The sequence below is a fragment of the Citrobacter sp. genome, from assembly GCF_050252275.1.
Taxonomy (GTDB): Bacteria; Pseudomonadota; Gammaproteobacteria; order Enterobacterales; family Enterobacteriaceae; genus Citrobacter_A; species Citrobacter_A amalonaticus.
The window spans coordinates 1-24,839 of sequence record NZ_JBFWLF010000026.1 but is presented as its reverse complement, the minus strand read 5'-3'; the positions used below and the strand labels follow the sequence as shown (position 1 = coordinate 24,839).

At 56.1% G+C, this 24,839-nt stretch carries 22 protein-coding genes and 1 pseudogene; 16 read left to right on the top strand and 7 right to left on the bottom strand.

The genetic code is table 11. The features are described 5' to 3' along the window. The 3 genes and pseudogenes from AB7E14_RS03935 to AB7E14_RS03925 form a co-directional block, all read right to left on the bottom strand. Positions 1-125: pseudogene (locus tag AB7E14_RS03935) on the bottom strand (YpfN family protein); the annotation flags it as partial. Between the two features lie 26 nt (positions 126-151). Beyond that, the gene (dapE, locus tag AB7E14_RS03930) at positions 152-1,279 is read right to left on the bottom strand and encodes a succinyl-diaminopimelate desuccinylase (RefSeq protein ID WP_042999867.1); all 1,128 of its coding nucleotides are present in this window, start codon (positions 1,277-1,279) and stop codon (positions 152-154) included. A gap of 3 nt (positions 1,280-1,282) precedes the next feature. After that, a complete protein-coding gene (locus AB7E14_RS03925; protein ID WP_428169334.1) occupies positions 1,283-1,639 on the bottom strand; it encodes an ArsC family reductase in 357 nt (118 codons plus the stop codon). 388 nt (positions 1,640-2,027) lie between these two features. On the opposite strand from AB7E14_RS03925, the gene ypfM reads away from it, so the two are divergent. Then, on the top strand, positions 2,028-2,087 hold the full coding sequence (gene ypfM, locus AB7E14_RS03920) for a protein YpfM (protein ID WP_001386977.1): 60 nt from the start codon (positions 2,028-2,030) through the stop codon (positions 2,085-2,087). Between the two features lie 93 nt (positions 2,088-2,180). Here ypfM and acrD read toward each other — a convergent pair whose 3' ends face one another. Together acrD and narQ are read right to left on the bottom strand one after the other, a co-directional pair. After that, positions 2,181-5,294: a multidrug efflux RND transporter permease AcrD gene (acrD, locus tag AB7E14_RS03915; RefSeq protein WP_054176573.1), complete on the bottom strand. Its 3,114-nt coding sequence runs from the start codon at positions 5,292-5,294 to the stop codon at positions 2,181-2,183. 168 nt (positions 5,295-5,462) lie between these two features. Next, positions 5,463-7,169: a nitrate/nitrite two-component system sensor histidine kinase NarQ gene (gene narQ, locus AB7E14_RS03910; protein ID WP_058586939.1), complete on the bottom strand. Its 1,707-nt coding sequence runs from the start codon at positions 7,167-7,169 to the stop codon at positions 5,463-5,465. 213 nt (positions 7,170-7,382) lie between these two features. Between narQ and aegA the strand changes: the two genes are divergently transcribed. The 3 genes from aegA to AB7E14_RS03895 all read left to right on the top strand — a co-directional run bounded on the left by aegA (position 7,383) and on the right by AB7E14_RS03895 (position 11,257). After that, positions 7,383-9,344 carry a formate-dependent uric acid utilization protein AegA gene (gene aegA / locus AB7E14_RS03905; protein ID WP_316962730.1) on the top strand — a complete coding sequence of 654 codons (1,962 nt, stop codon included), beginning with the start codon at positions 7,383-7,385 and terminating at the stop codon, positions 9,342-9,344. 172 nt (positions 9,345-9,516) lie between these two features. After that, a complete protein-coding gene (nudK, locus tag AB7E14_RS03900; RefSeq protein ID WP_044256903.1) occupies positions 9,517-10,092 on the top strand; it encodes a GDP-mannose pyrophosphatase NudK in 576 nt (191 codons plus the stop codon). A gap of 124 nt (positions 10,093-10,216) precedes the next feature. Continuing rightward, complete coding sequence (locus AB7E14_RS03895; protein ID WP_042999873.1) at positions 10,217-11,257, top strand: DUF1176 domain-containing protein; 1,041 nt, start codon at positions 10,217-10,219, stop codon at positions 11,255-11,257. A gap of 45 nt (positions 11,258-11,302) precedes the next feature. On the opposite strand, the gene tkt is transcribed toward AB7E14_RS03895, so the two are convergent. Further along, on the bottom strand, positions 11,303-13,297 hold the full coding sequence (gene tkt, locus AB7E14_RS03890; RefSeq protein WP_061069791.1) for a transketolase: 1,995 nt from the start codon (positions 13,295-13,297) through the stop codon (positions 11,303-11,305). Between the two features lie 20 nt (positions 13,298-13,317). Beyond that, complete coding sequence (tal, locus tag AB7E14_RS03885; protein ID WP_044328174.1) at positions 13,318-14,268, bottom strand: transaldolase; 951 nt, start codon at positions 14,266-14,268, stop codon at positions 13,318-13,320. A gap of 274 nt (positions 14,269-14,542) precedes the next feature. Between tal and maeB the strand changes: the two genes are divergently transcribed. The 12 genes from maeB to eutH all read left to right on the top strand — a co-directional run. Continuing rightward, entirely contained in the window at positions 14,543-16,822 is a 2,280-nt protein-coding gene (gene maeB / locus AB7E14_RS03880) for an NADP-dependent oxaloacetate-decarboxylating malate dehydrogenase (protein ID WP_316962729.1), read from the top strand. A 159-nt stretch (positions 16,823-16,981) separates the two neighbouring features. Continuing rightward, the gene (gene eutS / locus AB7E14_RS03875) at positions 16,982-17,317 is read left to right on the top strand and encodes an ethanolamine utilization microcompartment protein EutS (RefSeq protein WP_042999878.1); all 336 of its coding nucleotides are present in this window, start codon (positions 16,982-16,984) and stop codon (positions 17,315-17,317) included. A 13-nt stretch (positions 17,318-17,330) separates the two neighbouring features. Continuing rightward, positions 17,331-17,810, top strand: coding sequence for an ethanolamine utilization acetate kinase EutP (gene eutP, locus AB7E14_RS03870; protein ID WP_044258352.1), 480 nt, complete (start codon positions 17,331-17,333; stop codon positions 17,808-17,810). Continuing rightward, on the top strand, positions 17,788-18,480 hold the full coding sequence (eutQ, locus tag AB7E14_RS03865) for an ethanolamine utilization acetate kinase EutQ (RefSeq protein ID WP_058586936.1): 693 nt from the start codon (positions 17,788-17,790) through the stop codon (positions 18,478-18,480). The genes eutP and eutQ overlap by 23 nt, the downstream gene beginning before the upstream one ends. Then, entirely contained in the window at positions 18,477-19,280 is an 804-nt protein-coding gene (gene eutT, locus AB7E14_RS03860; protein WP_042999881.1) for an ethanolamine utilization cob(I)yrinic acid a,c-diamide adenosyltransferase EutT, read from the top strand. The genes eutQ and eutT overlap by 4 nt, the downstream gene beginning before the upstream one ends. Continuing rightward, positions 19,277-20,293, top strand: coding sequence for a phosphate acetyltransferase (gene pta, locus AB7E14_RS03855; RefSeq protein WP_316962728.1), 1,017 nt, complete (start codon positions 19,277-19,279; stop codon positions 20,291-20,293). Before eutT ends, pta begins: the two co-directional genes overlap by 4 nt. Before the next feature lie 36 nt (positions 20,294-20,329). Beyond that, positions 20,330-20,620, top strand: a complete 291-nt coding sequence (gene eutM, locus AB7E14_RS03850; protein WP_000387720.1) for an ethanolamine utilization microcompartment protein EutM — start codon at positions 20,330-20,332, stop codon at positions 20,618-20,620. A gap of 77 nt (positions 20,621-20,697) precedes the next feature. Beyond that, positions 20,698-20,985 (top strand): ethanolamine utilization microcompartment protein EutN, encoded by a 288-nt coding sequence (gene eutN / locus AB7E14_RS03845; protein ID WP_316962727.1) that lies wholly within the window; start codon positions 20,698-20,700, stop codon positions 20,983-20,985. Positions 20,986-20,996: 11 nt separating this feature from the next. Continuing rightward, the gene (locus AB7E14_RS03840; RefSeq protein ID WP_099433221.1) at positions 20,997-22,400 is read left to right on the top strand and encodes an aldehyde dehydrogenase family protein; all 1,404 of its coding nucleotides are present in this window, start codon (positions 20,997-20,999) and stop codon (positions 22,398-22,400) included. 10 nt (positions 22,401-22,410) lie between these two features. Then, positions 22,411-23,250 (top strand): ethanolamine utilization protein EutJ, encoded by an 840-nt coding sequence (gene eutJ, locus AB7E14_RS03835; RefSeq protein ID WP_042999884.1) that lies wholly within the window; start codon positions 22,411-22,413, stop codon positions 23,248-23,250. Beyond that, positions 23,240-24,427, top strand: a complete 1,188-nt coding sequence (gene eutG, locus AB7E14_RS03830) for an ethanolamine utilization ethanol dehydrogenase EutG (RefSeq protein WP_316962726.1) — start codon at positions 23,240-23,242, stop codon at positions 24,425-24,427. Before eutJ ends, eutG begins: the two co-directional genes overlap by 11 nt. Positions 24,428-24,550: 123 nt before the next feature. Then, a partial coding sequence (eutH, locus tag AB7E14_RS03825; protein WP_428169333.1) for an ethanolamine utilization protein EutH occupies positions 24,551-24,839 on the top strand: 289 nt, incomplete at its 3' end.

Genomic DNA, 24,839 nt, shown 5'->3' with positions numbered 1-24,839 from the left:
AGTTCCGGTTTATTCGCGAGGAATTTTTTGTGGTCGACGCGTTTGAGATCCTTGATCACATTCAGCAGCACACCTACCAAAAACACCAGCACCAGACTCCACCAATATTTTGCCAGCCAGTCCATGCGCGTTACCTCTTGCAGGAATCTCGTCAGGCGACGAGTTGTTCCATTATACGTTGATACATACGGGCAAGCAGTTGCAGGTCGGCGGCGTTCACACATTCATTGATTTTATGAATCGTGGCATTCACCGGACCGAGCTCTACGACCTGCGCCCCCATACGAGCGATAAACCGTCCATCGGACGTACCGCCCGTGGTCAGTAACTGCGGTTTAATTTCATTATAGTGCTCGATGGCATTCACGACTGCATCCACCAGTTTCCCGCGATCGGTCAGGAACGGCTGGCCAGAGAGCCACCAGTCAACGGTATAGCGCAACTGATGTTTCTCGAGCAGCGCGTGCACCCGCGCTTTGATCATCTCGTCAGTCAGTTCGGTACTGAAACGGAAGTTGAACTGCACAAACAGTTCACCGGGGATGACGTTATTGCTACCGGTACCCGCCTGGACGTTGGCAATCTGCATGCTGGTGGCCGGGAAAAACTCATTGCCCTGATCCCACTCAATATTCACCAGTTCATTAAGCATCGGTGCGGCACGATGTACCGGGTTATCCGCCAGGTGTGGATAGGCGACGTGACCCTGCACACCGTGGATAGTCAGGTTACAGGTGAGCGATCCGCGACGGCCGTTTTTCACCACGTCACCCACGACTTCAGTACTTGAGGGCTCGCCAACCAGACAGTAATCCAGGCGCTCATTTCGCGCCATCAGCGCCTCAACCACCTTAACGGTACCGTTTTTCGCGCTGGCCTCTTCATCGGAGGTGATCAGAAACGCCAGCCGCCCTTTGTGGTTCGGGTGCTGAGCGACAAAACGCTCTGCCGCCACCACCATGGCCGCCAGCGAACCTTTCATATCCGCCGCGCCGCGGCCGAATAACATCCCGTCGCGGATGGTTGGCTCGAAAGGTGGGTTGATCCAGCGATCGGCATCGCCCGCCGGCACGACGTCGGTGTGACCGGCAAACGCCAGCGTCTCACCCTGTCCGCGCCATGCCCAAAAATTCTGTGTATCCGCAAAATCCATGCGCTCAACGGTAAAACCGATCGCGCGCAGGCGTTCAATCATCAACGCCTGACATCCGGCATCATCCGGGCTCAGGGAAGGGCGGCGAATAAGCTGTTGTGTCAGCTCAATAACCGGGCACGACATAGACTACACCTCGTCAAAAAACTGCTGATAACTGGATCCACTAAAACCCAGCAGCATAGGCTTCCCGGGCGCACAGAGCAATGGGCGTTTGATGATTGCCGGCATTTCAGTCATTAATGCGGCGGCGGACGCGGCATCCGTGATGTGACTGCGTGTGGTTTCATCCAGTTTTCGCCACGTCGTCCCACGGGTGTTGAGAAGCGGTTCCCACCCTAATTCATTGATAAATGAAGTGAGAAGTGTGCTGTCCAGACCATCGACACGGTAATCATGAAAACGGTAGTCAATGCCACGCGCTTCCAACCAGCGGCGGGCCTTTTTAATGGTGTCGCAATTTTTAATACCGTAGAGGTTAATCATGTGCATCCTTATTAACGTAAACTGATTATATAATCATCAATATCGTTACGTCCGATAATACATCTTGTCATTTAATCGTGATCGGTAAATATAACATTGTTGAAGTAATGTGAATAATAATTCCTGAATTTGTTGGAATTTTCTTCTTAATCAAAATTCGGAATTTTCTCCGACGCAGTCACTTGTTTTTAATCGAAATTGAAGAGGTACCAGATAAGGTATGATTGTTGCGAATTATTGCAGTAAGTCACATAAAATTTATGGTGACCGCGCCATAGTAATCACATCAACCACACCCCGGAGGATGTAATCACAGCAATCGGTTAATTTGTCTTCACCAGATGAGAATGTTTTTGTAGAATACCCATAATAAGAAGCAGAGGTTGTTATGATTGAACGCGAACTGGGGAACTGGAAAGATTTTATCGAAGTTATGCTTCGCAAATAAATTTCTGGAAGGATGACCAAATAACAGAACATACCGTGTGAGATTCATCACACAGAAAGGGCGACCCGTTGGCAGGTCGCCTTTTTTTATCTGTTATTCCGGACGCGGCTTCAGTGGGAAGCGGCGACGCACCAGCACGAAAAACAGCGGCACGAAGTAGATTGCCAGCACCGTTGCCGAGATCATCCCGCCCATGACGCCCGTCCCGACGGCGTGTTGACCGCCGGAGCCTGCGCCGCTGCTGATCGTCATCGGCAGTACGCCAAAGATAAACGCCAGTGAGGTCATCAGGATCGGACGTAAGCGCTGCCGACATGCATGTAGCGTCGCATCCAGCAGATCGTGTCCTTTCTCATTCATCTCATTGGCAAATTCAACGATCAAAATGGCGTTTTTCGCCGAAAGCCCAATGACCGTCAACAGCCCGACCTGGAAATAGACATCGTTTTCCAGGCCACGCATCCAGGTCGCAAGCAGCGCGCCGATGACCCCCAACGGCACCACCAGCATCACTGAGAACGGTACTGACCAGCTTTCATACAGCGCAGCCAGGCACAGGAATACCACCAACAGTGAAATGGCATACAGGGCCGGTGCCTGCGCTCCGGAGAGTCGCTCCTGGTAAGACATGGCGGTCCATTCCAGTCCAAATCCGGTCGGCAACTGACGCACCAGCGACTCCATCACATCCATCGCTGTCCCGGTACTCACCCCTGGTGCGGCTTCACCGACAATCTCGACGGCGGAATAGCCGTTGTAGCGCTCCAGACGTGGAGAACCCGTCTCCCAGCGAGAGGTGGCGAAGGCGGAGAAAGGCACCATACCGCCGCTGTTATTGCGCACGTACCACAGGTTGATGTCGTCTGGCAGCATACGGTATTTCGCTGCCGCCTGGACGTAGACCTTCTTGACGCGGCCACGGTCCATAAAGTCGTTGACGTAGCTCGATCCCCATGCGGTCTGCAACGTATCGTTGATGTCGTCAATGGATACACCCAGCGCCTGCGCTTTGCGTTGGTCGACATCAATTTGCAACTGAGGACTGTCGTCCAGACCGTTGTGTCGTACACGAGTCAGGGCGCTATCCTGCGACGCCAGGCGAAGCAGTTGGTCACGCGCGGCCATTAAGGCGTCATGACCGGCGCCGGCGTGATCTTGTAGTTCCATATCAAAACCTGCGGAACTGCCGAGACCGCTGATAGCAGGCGGACTGCTGGCGAACACCCGCGCCTCTTTGATTTTGTTAAACGCCTTCGTCGCACGTTCGATAATGGCAAACGAGGTGCCAGTCGTCGGGTCGCGTTCGCTCCAGTCTTTCAGGCGTACAAACATACGTGCCACGTTCTGACCGTTGCCCCCTGGGCCAGAACCGACCGTCGCAAAGACGGACTGGACGGTATCCTTTTCCTGGGTGAAATAATATTTCTCGACTTCCTGTACCACTTTTAAGGTTTGTTGCTGCGTCGAGCCGCTTGGCAACTGAACCGAGGTGATAAACATGCCGCGATCTTCCAGCGGCAGGAACGAGGTCGGCAGACGCAGGAACAGAACCACCATCGCGCCAAGCAGCAGCACATAAATCAGGAGCCAGCGCAGGCTGCGATGCAGAATTTTGGCAACGCCTTTTTCGTAGCGTTCGGCGTTACGGTTGAAGGTACGGTTAAACCAGCCGAAGAAACCGGTTTGCCCGTGATGCTCGCCTTTATGCAGTGGTTTAAGCAAAGTGGCGCACAGGGCAGGGGTAAGGATCATCGCCACCAGAACGGAAAGCACCATGGCCGCCACAATGGTAATGGAGAACTGACGGTAGATTGCCCCAGTGGTTCCGCCAAAAAAGGCCATCGGTACGAAGACGGCTGACAGCACCATCGCGATACCGACCAGCGCACCCTGAATTTGTCCCATCGATTTTCGCGTCGCCTCGCGCGGCGTGAGGCCTTCCTCACTCATAATACGCTCGACGTTTTCCACAACCACGATGGCGTCATCCACCAGCAGGCCGATTGCCAGTACCATCGCAAACATCGTCAGGGTATTGATGCTGTAGCCGAAGGCATAGAGCACCGAAAACGTCCCCATCAGTACCACCGGTACGGCAATGGTGGGGATCAGCGTGGCGCGGAAATTTTGCAGGAACAGGTACATCACGAGGAACACCAGCGCGATGGCTTCCAGCAGTGTTTTCACCACGTCTTCAATCGAGGCTTTAACAAAGGAGGTGGTTTCATAGGCCACCTTGTACTCAAGACCATGTGGGAAGTATTGCGCCAGTTCATCCAGACGCTTAATGACCTGGGTCGCGGTGGCCATTTCGTTGGCCCCCGACGCCAGTTTCACTCCAAGACCGGATGCCGCATTGCCATTGAAGCGGCTGAGATAGTCATACTTCTCAGCCCCCATTTCGACGGTGGCGACATCGCCCAGGGTTACTTCTGAACCATCCTGATTGACACGTAGCGTAATGGCGCGAAACTGTTCCGGCGTTTGCAGCAGCGACTGGGCATTAATGGTGGCATTCAGCGCCTGGGTATCAATGGAAGGGGTTCCGCCAAGCTGTCCGACGGCGATCTGCGCGTTCTGCGACTCAATGGCGTCGGTGACATCTTTCGCCGTCATCTGGAAGCTGTTGAGCTTTGCCGGATCCAGCCAGATGCGCATGGAATATTGCGAGCCGTAGGCATCGATGTCGCCGACGCCGCTCACCCGACTGAGCGGATCCTGAATATTACTGGCGACGTAGTCCGCGATATCCTGCTTATCCATCGACCCGTCGGTGGAGACAAAAGCAATCGTCAGGATGTTGGTATCCCCGGTCTTACGGACCGTGACACCCTGGTTCTGTACCGCCTGCGGCAGTTTACGCATCGCCGACTGTAACTGGTTCTGGACCTGTTGTACGGCTTCATCCGGATCGGTGCCCGCCACGAAGCTCAGCGTAACCGACGCTTGCCCGGTGCCGCTGCTTTGCGATGACATGTACATCAGATTATCGAGGCCAGTCATGTTCTGCTCAATGACCTGTGTAACAGTGTTTTCCAGCGTTTGGGCGGAAGCGCCGGGATAGTTTGCCGTGATGCGCACGTTTGGCGGTGCCAGATCAGGATATTGCTCCACCGGCAAAGAGAAAATCGCCAGGGTACCTGTCAGACACAACAGAATAGCCAGCACCCAGGCAAATATGGGGCGATCGATAAAGAAATTCGCCATCAGAAAGAGGACCTCATTATTCTACATATCTTTATAGGTATGACTTGCTTCACTGTATCGGGAAGGTACGAGCCAAACGTGGAGAAAAAAAGGAGATAATGTAAATTATCATGCCTGATTACAGTGTTTGTCAGCTTCCCACATGCTCACGTCCGGTTTTGTGCGATTTTATGCCAGATGACTCGCATCCTCTTCTGATTCTGTCGAGCGAAAGCTAATGCTCACTAACGTCCCACCGCCGGAAGGCTGCGAAAAACTTAACGTGCCGCCAAGACGTTCCGCGCGCTCGCGCATAATGTTCAGGCCGTAATGCCCCGCCGGTTCTTTAGGTTCGCCAATGCCCACGCCGTTATCGCGAATATACACCGTGTGATTGCCATCCGGCGCAGTCACACAGCTGACGGCAATCTCACTGGCACTGGCGTGCTTCATCGCGTTGAGCACCGCTTCCCGGATAATCTGTAACAGATGGACCTGCATCTGCGCATCGAGCGCCAGCGTCGGCAACCGGCAGTCCAGAGTGAGTTTAGCGGCAGTTTGCCCTTGTAGCGCTTCGAGCATTTCATGCAGTGCGGAAGGTAAATCGGCCTGTTGCAGGGTCAGACGGAAGGTGGTCAGCAGTTCACGCAACTGACGATAGGCGTCGTTCAGCGCCCGCGAGAAGTCATCCATAATGGCCTGCGCCGGGGCGTTATCCTCAGGAATGGCGCGTTTGAGCAGCGTCAACTGAATGCGCAGATACGAGAGCACCTGCGCCAGAGAGTCATGCAGTTCACGGGCAATAGTGGCGCGCTCTTCCATCAGCAACAGTTGCTGGAAGTGTTTTTGCGCATGGTTGAAGTACAGGCCGCGCCCCAGCATTGTCGATACGCTGTTTAACAGCGGGATCGCGCTGGCGACATGTTGACTTTGCCAGTGCAGCTCGCCGTAGACCGTCTCCTGCATGGTCACCGGCAGGATTTGCATCGGCAGGTCGGCCTGTTTTTCACCTTCACTGATACGCCAGTTTTCGCCGACGGTAAGCTCCAGAAATAGTGCCGCTTCGTTATCACGGACAATCTGCAAAATATGGCGGAAGCAGTGCACATCAATCTGACTGGTATTCAGCGCCTGAGAACACTGGTACAGCACTTCCAGACGCCGCTTGGCTTCATGGAGATCGTGGGTCTTTTCTTCGACCTTCGCTTCCAGCGAGCGGTACAGCTTATGCAATTCGCTCGACATCTGATTAAAGGTCTTCGCCAGTAGCCCCAGTTCGTTGGGAAGGTGCGTATCCAGCGGCGGCGAATCAAACTGACCGTGTTCGATGCGCTGGCTGGCCATTACCAGTTGGTTCAGTGGGCGCACAACCTGATGACGAATACGGCGCAGGGTGAAAAAGACGAGAGTAAAGATCCCGATACCGCCCGCCAGCGAGATCCCGACCACCAGCATGACTTTGCGTTCGGCATAGTGCTGCAAGGCCAGCACGAAGAGATCGATCTTATCGACGTAGGCATTAATGTTGTTCTGATACCACTGCAGATCACCATCAATCAGGCGGGCATTCATCTCCAGCCAGTTGGCATGCAGTTGCGCGTAGCGACCTTTCACCGCCTGAGGCACATACCAGGCATTCAGATTGCTTAACGCCGATGAGTTGAGGGCCTGTTGAAAGAGCAGACGATGGGCGTTTAATTGCGGGCTGCGGCTTTGCAGATCGTACCCCAGACGATAGCTCTGCATACGTAATGAACCCGCCACGTTAATGGCTTCGGCATCCCGCAGGCTACTCGCCAGCGTCAGTAACGCCACGCCGGTTGAGAGAATCGAGAGCAGGACAATGTAAAAAAAAGCCCGGGCCAGGCTGGCCGAGACGGGGCGTTTGACGATCACACGCGTAATTTCCTTTAAAAGTGCTTACGATGAAAAATCTCTCGCAGAACTGAAACGTAATTTCACCTGGGCTGAAATAAATTGATCTGCCACAGGTTCAGTAGAAATAGTTGTGCTTCCTGGGCAAATGAACATTGCCGACGTGTGGTCAGTCGGTTAATAACAACACTTATATAAAGAATAAGGTTTTTACAACCAAAAAAGAAGGTCGCCATGAACCGTTTTATTATGGCCAACAGCCAACAGTGCCTGGGATGCCATGCCTGTGAAGTCGCTTGCGTTTTGGCCCACAATGAAGAGCAACACGTCCTTAGCCAACGTCACTACCAGCCCCGGATCACGGTTATCAGGCATCAGCATCAGCGAAGTGCAGTGACCTGCCACCATTGCGAAGATGCGCCCTGCGCCCGCAGTTGTCCGAATGGAGCGATAAGCCACGTCAACGACAGCGTGCAGGTCAATCAGCAAAAGTGTATCGGCTGTAAATCCTGCGTGGTGGCTTGTCCGTTTGGCACCATGCAAATCGTCCTGACCCCCGTCGCCAACGATAAGGTCAAAGCCACAGCACATAAATGCGACCTCTGTCAGGGGCGGGAAAAGGGGCCGGCCTGCGTGGAGAACTGTCCTGCGGACGCGCTGCAACTGGTGACGGAAGCCTCGCTCACGCATCTGGCGAAAGCGCGCCGCTTACGTACCGCCCGCCAGGAGAACCAGCCCTGGCATGCGGAGGTGACGCCGCTGTCCGCCAGAGTGAAAAGTAAAATTGAGCAAATGCACGCGACGCCGGCGCGCGGTGAGCCGGACAAACTGGCTATCGACGCGCGAAAAGTGTGCTTTGACGAAATCTATCTGCCGTTTCGCACGGCTCAGGCGGAGCGGGAGGCCTCACGCTGCCTGAAGTGTGGTGAACACAGTATTTGCGAATGGACCTGCCCGCTACATAACCACATCCCTCAGTGGATTGAACTGGTGAAAGCCGGAAATATTGATGCGGCAGTGGAGTTGTCTCACCAGACGAACTGTTTGCCGGAGATTACCGGGCGCGTCTGTCCGCAGGATCGCCTTTGCGAAGGCGCCTGTACGGTGCGCGACGAGCACGGCGCGGTGACGATCGGCAACATTGAACGCTACATTTCTGACCGCGCGCTGGGTAACGGCTGGCGACCGGATCTGAGCCATGTCCAGAAGGTCGATAAGCGTGTGGCGATTATTGGCGCCGGTCCGGCAGGGCTTGCCTGTGCCGACGTGCTGGCGCGTCACGGCGTCAGCGCCACGGTTTTTGATCGTCACCCTGAAATCGGCGGACTGCTGACCTTTGGCATTCCGGCCTTCAAACTGGATAAATCACTGCTGGCGCGCCGTCGGGAAATTTTCAGCGCGATGGGGATCCATTTTGAGCTGAACTGCGAAGTGGGCAGGGATGTGAAAATGGAGGCGCTGCTGGAGGATTACGATGCCGTTTTTGTCGGCGTGGGAACCTATCGTTCGATGAAGGCCGACCTGCCTAACGAAGAGGCTCCGGGCGTCTATGACGCGCTGCCATTCCTGATCGCCAATACTAAACAGGTGATGGGACTGGACGAATGTCCTGAAGAGCCGTACATCAACACCGCCGGACTTAACGTGGTGGTGTTGGGCGGTGGCGACACGGCGATGGACTGTGTCCGTACCGCGCTGCGTCATGGCGCAAGCCAGGTCACCTGCGCCTATCGCCGTGACGAAGCCAACATGCCGGGTTCGAAGAAAGAGGTGAAAAACGCGCGTGAGGAAGGGGCGAAGTTCGAGTTCAACGTGCAGCCGGTCGATCTGGAACTGAGCGCGGACGGGCGCGTTTGCGGCATTCGTTTTCTGCGTACGCAATTGGGTGAGCCGGATGCCCAGGGACGCCGCCGTCCGGTGCCGATTGCTGGCAGTGAATTTGTGATGCCGGCAGATGCCGTGATCATGGCGTTTGGTTTCCATCCGCACGGGATGCCGTGGCTGGAGAGCCATGGAGTGCAAGTGGACAACTGGGGGCGCATCGCGGCGAACGTTGAGAGCACATACCGTTACCAGACCAGTAACCCGAAGATCTTTGCCGGTGGCGATGCCGTACGGGGCGCCGATCTGGTGGTCACCGCAATGGCGGAAGGACGCCATGCGGCGCAGGGGATCATCGACTGGCTGGGGCGGTAAACGTTCGATTATCCCGTAGGCCGGATAAGGCGTAGCCGACATCCGGCTTGATAGCGCTGCGCTTATCAGGTCTACAATTCACCTCTGTCCGGCATAAATCAGCCTTATCTTACACAGACAAATCCGGCTTCACGGCGTAGTATAATTTCTCTTCTTACGCTGTGGAGTCGATATGTCGCAAAAAATCACCCTCGTTAAAGACAAAGTCCTTTCTGATAACTATTTCATCCTGCGCAATATTACCTACGATCTGACCCGCTCGAACGGCGACGTCATCCGCCACAAACGTGAAGTGTACGATCGCGGCAATGGGGCAACGATCCTGCTGTATAACGCAGAGAAAAAGACGGTGGTGCTGATTCGTCAGTTCCGCGTAGCGACGTGGGTGAACGGTAACGAAAGCGGGCAGTTGATTGAAACCTGCGCCGGGTTACTGGACAACGACGAGCCGGAAGCCTGCATTCGCAAAGAGGCCATTGAAGAGACAGGCTATGAAGTGGGTGAGGTGCGCAAGCTCTTTGAGCTGTACATGTCTCCCGGCGGTGTGACGGAGCTGATTCACTTTTTTATCGCCGAATACAGCGAAAGCCAGCGTGCTAACGCGGGGGGTGGTGTGGAAGACGAAGACATCGACGTGCTGGAATTACCGTTTACTCAGGCACTGGAGATGATTAAAACCGGTGAAATACGAGACGGTAAGACCGTGTTATTGCTCAACTATTTACAATCCTCACATTTAATGGATTGATAAATAAGGTTTATATTTCTTTACGAATGATTGAATCTATCCGACAAATCCGATTGAGCATGGTCAACAGCACAACGAAGATACGACCTGTGTTGTTGTTTGACTTCTGGGGTTATTACCGTCCATGCGCTATCGCGTTATTTTCCTTTTCCTGCTCGGCCTGATTCCGGCCCGCTTGCTGTGGGCCGCGCCCGCGCAACAGGCCTTTTCTGACTGGCAGGTAACCTGTAATAACCAGAATTTTTGCGTCGCGCGTAACACCGGTGAACATGGCGGGCTGGTGATGACGCTGAGCCGCAGTGCCGGGGCGCATACCGATGCCGTTTTGCGCCTCGATCTTGGCGGATTGACCGCGCCCACCAACGAAGCGGATATCGCGCCACGCCTGTTGCTGGATGGCAAACCGTTGGCGCTGAGCCCAGATCACTGGAGAATGACGCCGTGGCACCTGATGACAGATGATCCGGCGACTATCGCTGAATTTCTGCTGACGATTCAGGACGGGAAGGCGATTACCCTGCAAAAGGGCAATCAAACCATTTCGCTGGCCGGGCTGAAAGCGGCGCTGTTGTTCATCGACGCGCAGCAGAAGCGGGTGGGCAGCGAAACGGCGTGGATTGAGAAAGGGGACGATCCTCCACTGAGCGTGCCACCGGCACCGGCGCTGAAAGGCGTAGCCGTCGTTAACCCAACACCCACACCGCTCTCCCTCGACGAACGCAACGACCTTCTTGATTACGGCAACTGGCGAATAAACGGCATTAAGTGTTCACTCGATCCTTCACGCCGTGAGGTGCGGGTGACCGCCCTTACCGATGACAAAGCCCTGTTGATGATTGCCTGCGAAGCCGGAGCGTACAACACGATCGATCTGGCGTGGATCGTGTCGCGGAAAAAACCACTGGCCTCACACGCCGTACGCCTACGTTTACCGTTTAACAGCGGCGCGGAAAGTAACGACATGGAGTTAATGAACGCCGTGTTTGATGAGAAGTCGCGTGAACTGGTTACCCTGGCAAAAGGGCGGGGATTAACGGACTGCGGCATCCAGACTCGCTGGCGTTTTGACGGTCAGCGTTTTCGTCTGGTGCGTTATGCCGAAGAGCCGAGCTGTGATGGCTGGCATGGGCCAGATGCCTGGCCCACGCTATGGATCACGCGTTGATTTTTTATCGGATGACGACGCAGTCGTCATCCGGCGTTGCAGACATCAGGCGTTCAAAACCTTGTGTGCTTTCTCCACAATGTTCTCCACCGTAAAGCCGAAGTAAGGGAACAGCTTCTCTGCTGGCGCGGATTCACCGTAGCCGGTCATCCCGACAATCGCCCCTTTTAAGCCCACATATTTGTACCAGTAATCGGCAATACCGGCTTCGACCGCGACGCGCGCGCTGACGTTCGATGGCAGCACCGACTCGCGGTATGTCTCGTCCTGGGCATCGAAAATATCCGTTGAGGGCAGCGATACCACGCGGACGTTACGCCCTTCGCCGGTCAATTTCTCCGCGGCCTGCAGGGTAATCTCCATTTCTGACCCGGTGGCAATCAGAATGATATCCGGTTTGCCGCCGCTGTCTTTCAGCACGTAGCCACCGCGGGCGATCGCTTTCACCTGCTCCGGCGTGCGTTCAACCTGCGCCAGGTTTTGTCGTGACAGGATCAGCGCCGTGGGGCCATCATGGCGCTCGACCGCCAGCTTCCAACCCACCGCGGCTTCAACCTGATCGCACGGACGCCAGGTGCTGAAATTGGGCGTCAGACGCAGGCTGGCAAGCTGTTCCACCGCCTGGTGCGTCGGACCGTCTTCCCCGAGGCCAATAGAATCGTGGGTATAGACCATGATTTGCCGCGCCTTCATCAGCGCCGCCATACGCGCCGCATTACGCGCATATTCAACGAACATCAGGAAGGTGGCGGTATAGGGCACGAACCCGCCATGATGGGCGATACCGTTGGCGATGGCGGTCATACCAAATTCACGCACGCCATAGTGAATGTAATTGCCCGCCAGATCTTCTTTCAGTGAGGTCGAGCCTTTCCAGATTGTCAGGTTGCTCGGCGCCAGATCCGCCGAACCGCCTAACAGCTCCGGCAGAAGTGGGCCGTAGACGTTGAGAGTATTTTGCGATGCCTTGCGGGTGGCGATTTTGGCGGGGTTTGCCTGTAACTCGTTGATGTATTTCTGTGTGGTTTTTTCCCACGCCTCTGGCAGACCGCCGGTCATGCGGCGTGTGAACTCCGCGGCCAGTTGCGGGTGCGCTTTCTGGTAAGCGGCGAATTTTTCGTTCCAGTGCTGTTGCGCTTTCTCGCCTTTTTCGCGGGCGTCCCAGGCGCGATAAATCTCTTTCGGGATCTCAAATGCCGGATGGTGCCAGCCGAGTTTTTGGCGGGTCAGCGCCACTTCTTCTTCGCCCAGCGCCGCGCCGTGGGATTCCTCTTTCCCTGCTTTGTTCGGTGAGCCAAAGCCGATCACCGTGCGGCAGATAATCAGCGACGGTTTGTCCTTCACGCTCTGCGCTTCCTGAATCGCTCTCTTCACCGCTTCCGGGTCGTGGCCATCAATCTCGTGGACGACATGCCAGTGGTAAGCCTCAAAGCGTTTGGCGGTATCATCGGTAAACCAGCCGTCGGTTTCACCATCAATGGAGATACCGTTGTGATCGTAAAAACCGATCAGCTTGCCCAGCCCCAGCGTTCCCGCCAGCGAACAGACCTCATGCGAAATGCCTTCCATCAGGCAACCGTCGCCCATAAACACATACGTGAAGTGATCGACAATCTCGTGGTCCGGCTGGTTGAACTGTGCCGCCAGCGTGCGTTCGGCAATGGCTAAACCGACGGCGTTCGCCAGCCCCTGGCCCAGCGGCCCGGTGGTGGTTTCCACGCCTGGCGTATAGCCGATTTCCGGGTGGCCTGGCGTTCTGGAATGCAACTGGCGGAAGTTTTTCAACTCTTCAAGCGGCAGGTCATAGCCTGACAGATGCAGCAGACTATAGAGCAGCATAGAGGCGTGACCGTTCGAAAGAATAAAACGATCGCGATCGTACCAGGTTGGATCGGTCGGGTTGTGCTTAAGAAAATCGTTCCACAGCACTTCGGCGATATCCGCCATTCCCATCGGCGCGCCGGGGTGACCGGAATTGGCTTTCTGAACAGCGTCCATACTGAGCGCACGAATGGCATTGGCAAGGTCTTTACGGGACATAGAACACTCCGTGGCAAGGTTTAGAGTTTGGCCGCAAGCAGGTCTTCCAGTTTGCGTTGGTCGACGGCGAACTGACGGATGCCGTCAGAGAGTTTCTCGACCGCCATCGCATCCTGGTTATGCTCCCAGCGGAATTCAGCTTCGCTCATGGGGGCGGGACGATGGAAGGTTTGCGAAGACGGCACCAGCTTGCGCACGACCGGTTCTTCTTTTTCCTGTAATTCTTTCAGGAGATTGGGGGCAATCGTCAGGCGATCGCAGCCGGCCAACGCGAGGATCTGCTCAGTGCGGCGAAAACTGGCGCCCATGACGATGGTGTCATAACGATGCTGTTTGAAGTAATCGTAGATATTGCGCACCGACTTCACGCCGGGATCTTGCTCGACAACGTACGGGTCCATCGGGCTGCGCGCCTGATACCAGTCATAGATGCGCCCGACAAACGGAGAGATCAAAAAGACGCCCGCTTCAGCGCAGGCGCGGGCCTGAGCAAAGGAAAACAGCAGCGTCAGGTTGCAGTTAATTCCCTCTTTCTCTAACGCTTCTGCCGCGCGAATACCTTCCCATGTGGAGGCCAGTTTGATCAGTATGCGGGATTTATCGATCCCCTGCTGCTGGTACAAATCCACCAGGTGGCGGGCCTTGTCGATACTCTTTTGTTGATCGAAGGAGAGGCGGGCATCCACTTCGGTCGACACGCGTCCCGGAATGCTTTTAAGAATTTCCGCACCAAAATTGACCGCCAGTTTGTCGCAGGCTTCGGCAACCTGCTGTTCCTGGGTTTTACCCCGCTGCTTTCCCCAGCGGATCGCATCGTCAATCAGATGCGCGTAGTGCGCCAGGCCAGCGGCTTTCAGCAGCAGGGAAGGGTTGGTGGTGGCATCCTGGGGTTGGTAATGACGAATAGATTCAATATCGCCGCTGTCGGCCACGACAGTGGTGAATTGTTTGATGCCGTCTAACTGGTTCATAGGAAATACTCCTTGAAAAGTAACGTGTTAGGTGAGTGCTTAAAATCACACTTCTGAGAAATTCATGATGTGCACCACAAAAAAGCATAGCAGACAGGCATGGTATTGCTGGCTTAAGCAGGTAACATGGTTGTTATGAGTTGATTACGAAATCTTTATTTAAGTCGTGATAGTTTGGGGACCTTCAAAGTTTGCGTCCCGCAGTGCGGTGATAATGTGCGACGCACCTGGCTGCGCGTGACTTTTTTGAACGATACGTGAAAGGAACAACAAGATGGATGACCAGTTAAAGCAAAGCGCCCTTGATTTCCACGAATTCCCGGTACCTGGTAAAATCCAGGTTTCTCCGACCAAGCCCCTTGCCACGCAGCGCGATCTGGCGCTGGCCTACTCGCCGGGCGTCGCGGCACCTTGTCTTGAAATCGAAAAAGACCCGCTGGCTGCGTATAAATACACCGCGCGTGGCAACCTGGTTGCCGTTATCTCTAACGGGACGGCGGTGCTGGGCTTAGGCAATATCGGTGCGCTGGCCGGTAAACCGGTCATGGAAGGCAAAGGCGTTCTGTTTAAGAAATTCGCCGGTATTGATGTGTTCGATATCGAAGTCGATGAGCTCGATCCGGACAAATTTATTAACGTCGTTGCCGCGCTGGAACCGACGTTCGGCGGGATCAACCTGGAAGACATCAAAGCGCCGGAGTGTTTCTACATCGAACAGAAACTGCGCGAACGCATGAATATTCCGGTGTTCCATGACGATCAGCACGGCACCGCGATCATCAGTACCGCCGCCATTCTTAACGGCCTGCGGGTGGTAGAGAAAAATATCTCCGACGTGCGGATGGTGGTATCCGGCGCGGGCGCGGCGGCGATCGCCTGTATGAACCTGCTGGTGGCGCTGGGAATGCAGAAACACAACATTGTGGTCTGCGACTCCAAAGGCGTTATCTACAAAGGTCGCGAGCCGAATATGGCTGAAACCAAAGCGGCCTACGCGGTAGATGATGACGGCAAACGGACGCTGGATGACGTTATTGACGGCGCGGATATTTTCCTTGGGTGTTCAGGCCCGAAAGTGCTGACCCAGGAGATGGTCAAGAAAATGGCCCGCGCGCCGATGATTCTGGCGCTGGCTAACCCGGAACCGGAAATTCTGCCGCCGTTGGCAAAAGCGGTGCGTCCGGACGCCATCATCTGTACCGGCCGTTCCGACTACCCGAACCAGGTCAACAACGTCCTGTGCTTCCCGTTCATTTTCCGTGGCGCACTGGACGTTGGCGCGACGGCAATCAACGAAGAGATGAAGCTGGCTGCGGTCCATGCCATTGCCGAACTGGCGCATGCCGAGCAAAGCGAAGTCGTGGCCTCGGCCTATGGCGACCAGGATCTGAGCTTCGGCCCGGAATACATCATTCCAAAACCGTTCGACCCGCGTCTGATTGTTAAAATCGCACCAGCGGTTGCCAAAGCGGCGATGAATTCCGGCGTGGCGACGCGCCCGATTGCCGATTTTGACGCCTATATCGACAAACTGACCGAGTTTGTTTACAAAACCAACCTGTTCATGAAACCGATTTTCTCGCTGGCACGCAAAGCACCGAAGCGTGTCGTGTTGCCGGAAGGGGAAGAGGCGCGTGTGCTGCACGCAACGCAAGAACTGATCACGCTGGGACTGGCGAAGCCGATCCTGATCGGCCGTCCGGGCGTAATCGAAATGCGCATTCAAAAACTGGGGCTGCAGATCAAAGCAGGCGTCGATTTTGAGATCGTCAACAATGAATCCGATCCGCGCTTTAAAGAGTACTGGAACGAGTACTACCAGATCATGAAGCGTCGAGGCATTACCCAGGAGCAGGCGCAGCGTGCGGTGATCGCCAACACCACGGTGATTGGGGCGATCATGGTACAGCGCGGTGAAGCGGATGCGATGATCTGCGGCACTATCGGTGATTACCATGAACACTTCAGCGTGGTGAAAGCGGTGTTTGGCTACCGTGAAGGCGTCCATACCGCCGGGGCGATGAACGCGTTACTGCTGCCGAGCGGCAACACCTTTATTGCCGATACCTACGTCAATGACGATCCTGAGCCGGAAGAGCTGGCGGAAATCGCCGTGATGGCGGCGGAAACCGTGCGTCGCTTTGGTATCGAACCGAAAGTGGCGCTGCTGTCACATTCTAACTTTGGTTCGTCCAACTGTCCGTCTGCCGGCAAAATGCGTGCCGCGCTGGAGATTATCAAAGCACGTGCGCCTGACCTGATGATTGACGGCGAAATGCATGGTGATGCCGCGCTGGTGGAAAGCATTCGTAATGACCGGATGCCGGACAGCCCGCTGAAAGGCTCGGCCAATATTCTGGTGATGCCGAATATGGAAGCGGCGCGTATTAGTTACAACCTGCTGCGTGTTTCCAGCTCGGAAGGGGTCACTGTTGGGCCGGTACTGATGGGGGTCTCGAAACCCGTTCATGTATTAACGCCGATCGCCTCTGTTCGTCGAATCGTTAATATGGTCGCGCTGGCGGTGGTTGAAGCACAAACACAGCCGCTGTAATTTTACTTTAATTAATTCCGGCGCGGGTTTTTCCCGCGCCTTTTTATTTTCCGCGTATTAGTGATCCACTTCACCTTTTAAATCACCTTGCCGAATTTTGTTATTTACCCTGACAAAAAATTGCCACGATAAGCCCAGTCTTAACACAGGCGGTGAGCAATGGATAAAGAACGCATCATTCAGGAATTTGTGCCGGGCAAACAGGTCACGCTGGCGCATCTCATTGCGCATCCTGGTGAAGAACTGGCGAAAAAGATCGGCGTTCCCGAAGCAGGTGCCATTGGCATTATGACCCTGACGCCGGGTGAAACCGCCATGATTGCTGGCGATCTGGCGATGAAGGCGGCTGACGTACACATCGGTTTTCTCGACAGGTTCAGCGGCGCGCTGGTGATCTACGGCTCCGTTGGCGCGGTAGAAGAGGCCTTATTGCAAACGGTCAGCGGGCTGGGTCGGTTATTACATTTCACGCTCTGCGACCTGACGAAAAGCTAATTTTGAGGTGCTCATGAAACGTATTGCGTTTGTTGGCACTGTCGGCGCGGGAAAAACAACGCTTTTTAATGCATTACAGGGAAATTATTCCCTCGCCAGAAAAACCCAGGCCGTGGAATTTAATGAAAATGGCGATATCGATACGCCGGGGGAATATTTTAGTCATCCCCGCTGGTATCACGCCTTAATTACCACGCTGCAGGATGTAGATACGTTGATTTATGTCCATGCGGCCAATGACAAAGAAAGTCGCTTACCTGCCGGGCTGTTAGATATCGGTGCCAGTAAACGACACATCGCCGTGATCAGCAAAACGGATATGCCGGATGCCGACGTAACCGCAACGCGGGAATTACTGCGCGGAATTGGGTTTCAGGAGCCGATTTTTGAGCTCAACAGCCATGACCCGCAAAGCGTGCAGCACCTGGTGGACTATCTGACTGAGCTCAGCCAAAAGGAGGAAGGGGCAGGTGAAAACACTTATCACAGCTAACGATATACGTGCGGCGCACGCACGAGGCGAACAAGAGATGTCGGTGGTGCTGCGCGCCAGCATCATCACCCCGGAAGCCCGTGAAGTCGCGGAGTTACTGGGCATCACGATTGTGGAGTGCGAGGGATCCGCGCCAACGGCAGCGTGCAGTGTCGACGAGGCCAAATCTGAAACTCAGCGCATTCGTGAAACTATCATCGCGCAACTACCAGAAGGGCAGTTTACCGAAAGCCTGGTTTCACAGCTGATGGACAAGGTGCTGAAGGAAAAACAGTCGCTGGAGCAGGGTGAGATGCAACCGGGTTTTCACTCGGTGACCGGCAAAGGCGGCATCAAAGTGATCGATGGCAGCAGCGTTAAGTTTGGCCGCTTCGATGGCGCGCAGCCACACTGCGTAGGCCTGACCGATCTCGTCACCGAGCAGGACGGCAGCAGTATGGCCGCCGGGTTTATGCAGTGGGATAACGCATTCTTCCCATGGACACTGAACTACGACGAAATCGACATGGTGCTCGACGGTGAATTGCATGTGCGCCATGAAGGCGAAACGATGATCGCTAAAGCCGGGGACGTCATGTTCATCCCGAAAGGCTCGAGCATTGAATTTGGCACGCCGACGACCGTGCGCTTCCTGTACGTTGCGTGGCCTGCGAACTGGCAATCGGTATGAAAGATTTCATCACCGAAGCATGGCTCAGAGCGAACCATACGCTCAGCGAAGGGGCGGAAATCCATCTCCCCGCTGACGCTCGCCTGACGCCCTCTGCCCGCGAACTGTTGGAAGGCCGTCATCTGCGCATCAAGTTTCTGGATGAGCAGGGCAGTCTGTTTGTCGACGACGAGCAACAGCAGCCGCAGCCGGTGCACGGGTTAACCAGTAGCGATACGCATCCCCAGGCCTGCTGTGAACTGTGTCGCCAGCCGGTGGCGAAAAAGCCTGACACCTTGACCCACCTGACGGCGGACAAAATGGTCGCCAAAAGCGATCCGCGTCTGGGCTTTCGCGCCGCGCTGGACAGCACCATCGCGCTGGCGGTGTGGCTGCAAATCGAACTGGCGGAGCCGTGGCAGCCCTGGCTTGCGGATATTCGTTCGCGGCTGGGCAACATTATGCGCGCCGATGCGATGGATGAACCCCTGGCGGCACAGTCCATCGTTGGGCTGAACGAGGATGACCTGCATCGTCTTTCCCATCAACCGTTGCGTTATCTGGAGCACGATCATCTGGTACCTGAAGCCAGTCATGGTCGTGAGTCCGCGCTGCTGAATCTGCTACGTACCAAAATTCGCGAGACGGAAACGATCGCCGCTCAGGTCTTTATCACCCGCGGATTTGACGTCCTGCGCCCGGATATTTTGCAGGCGCTGAACCGTCTCTCCAGCGCGGTCTACGTGATGATGATTCTGTGTGTCACCAAACACCCACTCACCGTCAACCAGATCCAACAGCGACTGGGAGGTGAACAATGATCATTGAACGCGCCCGTGAACGGGCTCAGCAGGCGCCGGCCCGGGTGGTCTTTCCGGATGCGTTAGACGAACGCGTGCTGAAAGCGGCGCACTACCTGCAACAGCACGGTCTGGCGCACCCCATTCTGGTGGCCAGTCCGTTTGCACTGCGCCAGTTTGCCCTCACACATCGGGTGGCGCTGGACGGTATTCAGGTTATCGACCCGTACAGCAATCTGGCGATGCGTGAAGCGTTCGCTCAGCGCTGGCTCGCCCGATCTGGAGAGAAAACGCCGCCGGATACCCTTGAGAAACTCAATGACCCGCTGATGTTTGCTGCGGCGATGGTAAGCGCAGGCCAGGCGGATGTCTGTATCGCTGGCAACCTTTCATCCACAGCTAACGTGCTGCGTGCGGGCTTACGCATTATTGGCCTGCAGCCGGGATGTAAAACGCTGTCGTCCATTTTCCTGATGCTGCCGCAGTACGTCGGACCCGCGTTAGGGTTTGCCGACTGCAGCGTGGTGCCGCAGCCGACGGCGGCGCAACTGGCAGATATCGCGATCGCCAGCGCCGACACCTGGCGCGCCATCACCGGTGAAGAACCGCGTGTGGCGATGCTGTCATTCTCCAGTCAGGGTAGCGCCCGTCATCCCTGCGTGGCGAACGTGCAGCAGGCAACGGAGATTGTTCGCGAACGTGCGCCCACGCTACTGGTGGATGGCGAATTGCAGTTTGACGCCGCCTTTGTGCCGGAGGTCGCTGCGCAAAAAGCGCCCGCCAGCCCTTTGCGCGGTAACGCCAACGTGATGGTTTTTCCGTCACTGGAGGCCGGCAATATTGGTTACAAAATCGCCCAGCGTCTGGGGGGGTATCGTGCCGTCGGGCCGCTGATTCAGGGGCTTGCCGCACCGCTTCATGACCTTTCGCGAGGCTGTAGCGTACAGGAAATTATCGAACTGGCGTTGGTGGCAGCCATGCCGCGCCAGACTGACGTGAGACGCGAACGTGACTCACAAACCCTGGTTGTATAAATGGTCCCGTTCTGGACCCCATGAGAGGAAAACACAATGGAAGCTTTAGGAATGATTGAAACCCGGGGCCTGGTTGCACTGATTGAGGCCTCTGATGCGATGGTAAAAGCCGCACGCGTGAAGCTGGTTGGTGTGAAACAGATTGGCGGCGGTCTGGTGACTGCGATGGTTCGTGGCGATGTCGCGGCCTGCAAAGCAGCAACAGATGCCGGTGCCGCAGCGGCACAGCGTATCGGCGAACTGGTCTCCGTTCACGTGATTCCGCGTCCGCATGGCGATCTGGAAGAAGTCTTCCCGATCAGCTTCAAAGGCGACAGCAACATCTAAGCAGGACTGGGGGCCGGATGGCGCTGCGCTTATCCGGCCTACAGGGTCGCAGCACAACGTAACCCACGGAGGCGGGTATGAAACTGGCAGTCGTCACAGGACAAATCGTTTGTACCGTACGCCATCAAGGACTGGCACACGATAAATTGCTGATGGTGGAGATGATCGATGGCCAGGGAAATCCCGACGGGCAGTGTGCCGTCGCCATTGACAGCATCGGGGCGGGAACCGGGGAGTGGGTGCTGCTGGTTAGCGGCAGTTCTGCTCGCCAGGCGCATCGCAGCGAAGCGTCCCCTGTCGATCTGTGCGTGATTGGTATCGTCGATGAAGTGGTGGCTGGCGGTCAGGTGATATTCCACAAATAGGACTGAACATCATGAATCAACAGGATATTGAACAGGTGGTGAAAGCGGTACTGCTGAAAATGAAAGACAGCAGTCAACCCGTGACCGCCGTTCATGAAATGGGCGTCTTTGCCTCCCTGGATGATGCGGTGGCGGCAGCAAAAGTCGCTCAGCAGGGGCTGAAGAGCGTGGCGATGCGCCAGCTTGCCATTCACGCCATCCGTGAAGCGGGCGAAAAGCATGCCAAAGAATTAGCGGAACTTGCCGTCGCAGAGACAGGCATGGGACGCGTCGACGATAAATTTGCCAAAAACGTGGCACAGGCTCGCGGGACGCCGGGCGTGGAGTGCTTATCGCCGCAGGTACTCACCGGCGATAACGGCCTGACGCTGATCGAAAATGCGCCGTGGGGCGTCGTCGCCTCAGTGACGCCATCTACTAACCCGGCGGCGACAGTGATTAATAACGCCATAAGCCTGATTGCCGCGGGTAACAGCGTCGTGTTCGCTCCCCATCCGGCGGCGAAAGGCGTTTCACAACGCGCTATCACACTGCTTAACCAGGCGGTGGTGGCGGCGGGTGGCCCGGAAAACCTGCTGGTGACCGTAGCGAACCCGGATATTGAAACTGCGCAGCGGTTGTTTAAGTACCCAGGCATTGGTCTGCTGGTCGTCACCGGCGGCGAAGCGGTGGTCGACGCTGCCCGCAAACACACCAATAAACGTCTGATTGCCGCCGGTGCCGGTAATCCGCCGGTGGTCGTCGATGAGACGGCGGATCTGGCGCGGGCTGCACAATCCATCGTCAAAGGCGCTTCTTTCGATAACAACATCATTTGCGCGGATGAAAAGGTACTGATTGTCGTCGATAGCGTGGCGGATGAGCTGATGCGCCTGATGGAAGGCCAGCAGGCAGTGAAACTGAGCGCCGCACAGGCCGAACAGCTCCAGCCGGTGCTGCTGAAAAATATCGATGAACGCGGCAAAGGCACTGTCAGTCGTGACTGGGTCGGACGCGACGCGGCAAAAATCGCCGCCGCCATTGGCCTGCAAGTTCCGCCGCAAACCCGTCTGCTGTTTGTTGAAACGTCAGCCACGCATCCTTTTGCCGTCACGGAACTGATGATGCCGGTTCTGCCGGTGGTGCGGGTGGCAAATGTCGACGAGGCGATTGCGCTGGCGGTGCAACTGGAAGGCGGCTGCCACCATACCGCTGCGATGCACTCACGCAACATCGACAACATGAACCGGATGGCGAACGCCATTGATACCAGCATCTTTGTCAAGAATGGACCGTGCATTGCCGGGCTGGGGCTGGGTGGTGAAGGCTGGACCACCATGACCATCACCACGCCAACCGGAGAAGGGGTGACCAGCGCGCGTACGTTTGTGCGTCTGCGTCGCTGTGTATTGGTGGATGCGTTTCGAATTGTATAAGGGATGAATGATGGCGCACGACGAAGAAAATTGGCTCACGCCAAGACTGCAAAAAGCCGCTGACCTGTGTAATCAGGCGCCTGCGACGAGCGATTCCGCGCTGTGGCTGGGTGTTGATCTCGGCACCTGCGACGTGGTGTCGATGGTTGTCGACGGTGACGGACAGCCGGTCGCGGTGTGTCTTGACTGGGCTGACGTCGTGCGCGACGGCATCGTCTGGGATTTCTTCGGTGCGGTCACAATTGTGCGCCGCCATCTCGATACGCTCGAACAACAGCTCGGTAGCCGGTTTACCCACGCAGCGACGTCGTTCCCGCCGGGCACCGACCCGCGCATTTCCATCAACGTGCTGGAATCTGCCGGGCTGGAGGTCAGCCATGTGCTGGATGAACCAACCGCGGTCGCCGATCTGCTGCAACTGGATAACGCCGGTGTCGTGGATATCGGTGGCGGCACGACCGGGATCGCCATCGTCAAACAGGGCAAAGTGACGTACTCGGCGGATGAAGCGACGGGCGGCCACCACATTTCGCTGACGCTGGCCGGAAACCGGCGCATCGAACTGGAAGAGGCCGAGCAGGTCAAGCGCAGCAACGCGCAGGAGATTTGGCCGGTGGTGAAACCGGTCTACGAGAAAATGGCGGAGATCGTTGCTCGTCATATCGAAGGACAAGAAATAGCCGATTTATGGCTGGCGGGCGGCTCTTGTATGCAACCGGGTGTAGAGGCGTTGTTTCGCCAGCGCTTTCCTGAACTCCAGGTACATCTGCCCCGGCATAGCCTGTTTATGACACCGCTGGCGATCGCCAACAGCGGGAGAGAGAAAGCGGAGGGAATCTATGCAAGCTGAATTGCAGACGGCGCTCTTTCAGGCATTCGATACCCTGAATCTGCAACGCATGAAAACGTTCAGCGTACCGCCGGTCACGCTGTGCGGGCTCGGGGCGCTCAGTTCCTGCGGACAGGAAGCGCAATCGCGAGGCTTAAGCCATCTGTTCGTGATGGTCGACAGTTTCCTGCATCAGGCGGGGATGACCGCGTCGTTAGAGCGCAGTCTGGCGATGAAAGGCGTGGCGATGACGGTCTGGCCGTGTCCGATGGGTGAGCCGTGCATCACCGACGTCTGCGCAGCGGTCGCCCAATTGCGCGAGTCAAAATGCGACGGCGTTGTTGCCTTTGGCGGCGGTTCGGTGCTGGATGCGGCAAAAGCTGTCGCCCTGCTGGTGACGAATCCACATCAGACGCTGGCCCAGATGACGGAATACAGCAGCTTACGCCCGCGACTGCCGTTGATTGCTGTCCCCACCACCGCCGGAACCGGATCGGAAACCACGAACGTAACGGTGATTATCGACGCGGCGACAGGACGCAAGCAGGTGCTGGCACATGCGACGCTGATGCCGGACGTGGCAATCCTTGATGCCGCGCTGACTGAAGGCGTACCGCCTCATGTGACGGCAATGACCGGGATTGATGCGCTGACGCACGCGGTTGAGGCATACAGCGCGCTGAATGCCTCGCCGTTTACCGACAGCCTGGCGATTGGCGCGATTGCGATGATTGGCAAATCGCTGCCGAAAGCGGTGGGCTACGGTCACGACCTCGCCGCACGGGAGAGCATGCTGCTGGCCTCCTGCATGGCAGGAATGGCGTTTTCCAGCGCCGGGCTGGGGCTGTGTCATGCGATGGCGCATCAGCCTGGTGTCACATTGCACATTCCGCACGGCCAGGCGAACGCCATGCTGCTGCCAACGGTGATGGGCTTTAACCGTATGGTGTGTCGCGAACGCTTTAGCCATATCGGACGCGCCTTGACCAATAAGAAAGCAGACGATCGCGACGCTATCGCCGCCGTCAGCGAACTGATTGCGGAGGTGGGCCTGAACAAACGGCTCGCTGATGTCGGCGCAAAACCAGAACACTACAGCGTCTGGGCGCAAGCCGCGCTGGAGGATATTTGTATACGCAGCAACCCACGCACCGCCACGCAGAGCGACATTATTGAGTTGTACGCGGCGGCACAATAAAAGCATACCAGGACGTAGGCCAGATAAGGCGTTCGCGCCGCCACCCGGCAAAACGCGACATCATTGCCTGATGACGCTGCGCTTATCCGGTCTACGAAAACCCTGGCAAATGGAGATAAGGGTATGGGAATTAACGAAATCATCATGTACATCATGATGTTCTTTATGCTGATTGCCGCCGTGGACAGGATCCTGTCGCAGTTCGGCGGGTCGGCGCGTTTCCTCGGGAAGTTCGGCAAAAGTATTGAGGGATCCGGCGGTCAGTTCGAAGAAGGGTTTATGGCGATGGGCGCTCTGGGACTGGCGATGGTCGGTATGACCGCGCTGGCGCCGGTGTTAGCCAAACTGCTCGGGCCGGTGATTATTCCGCTGTATGAAATGCTTGGCGCGAACCCATCCATGTTCGCCGGAA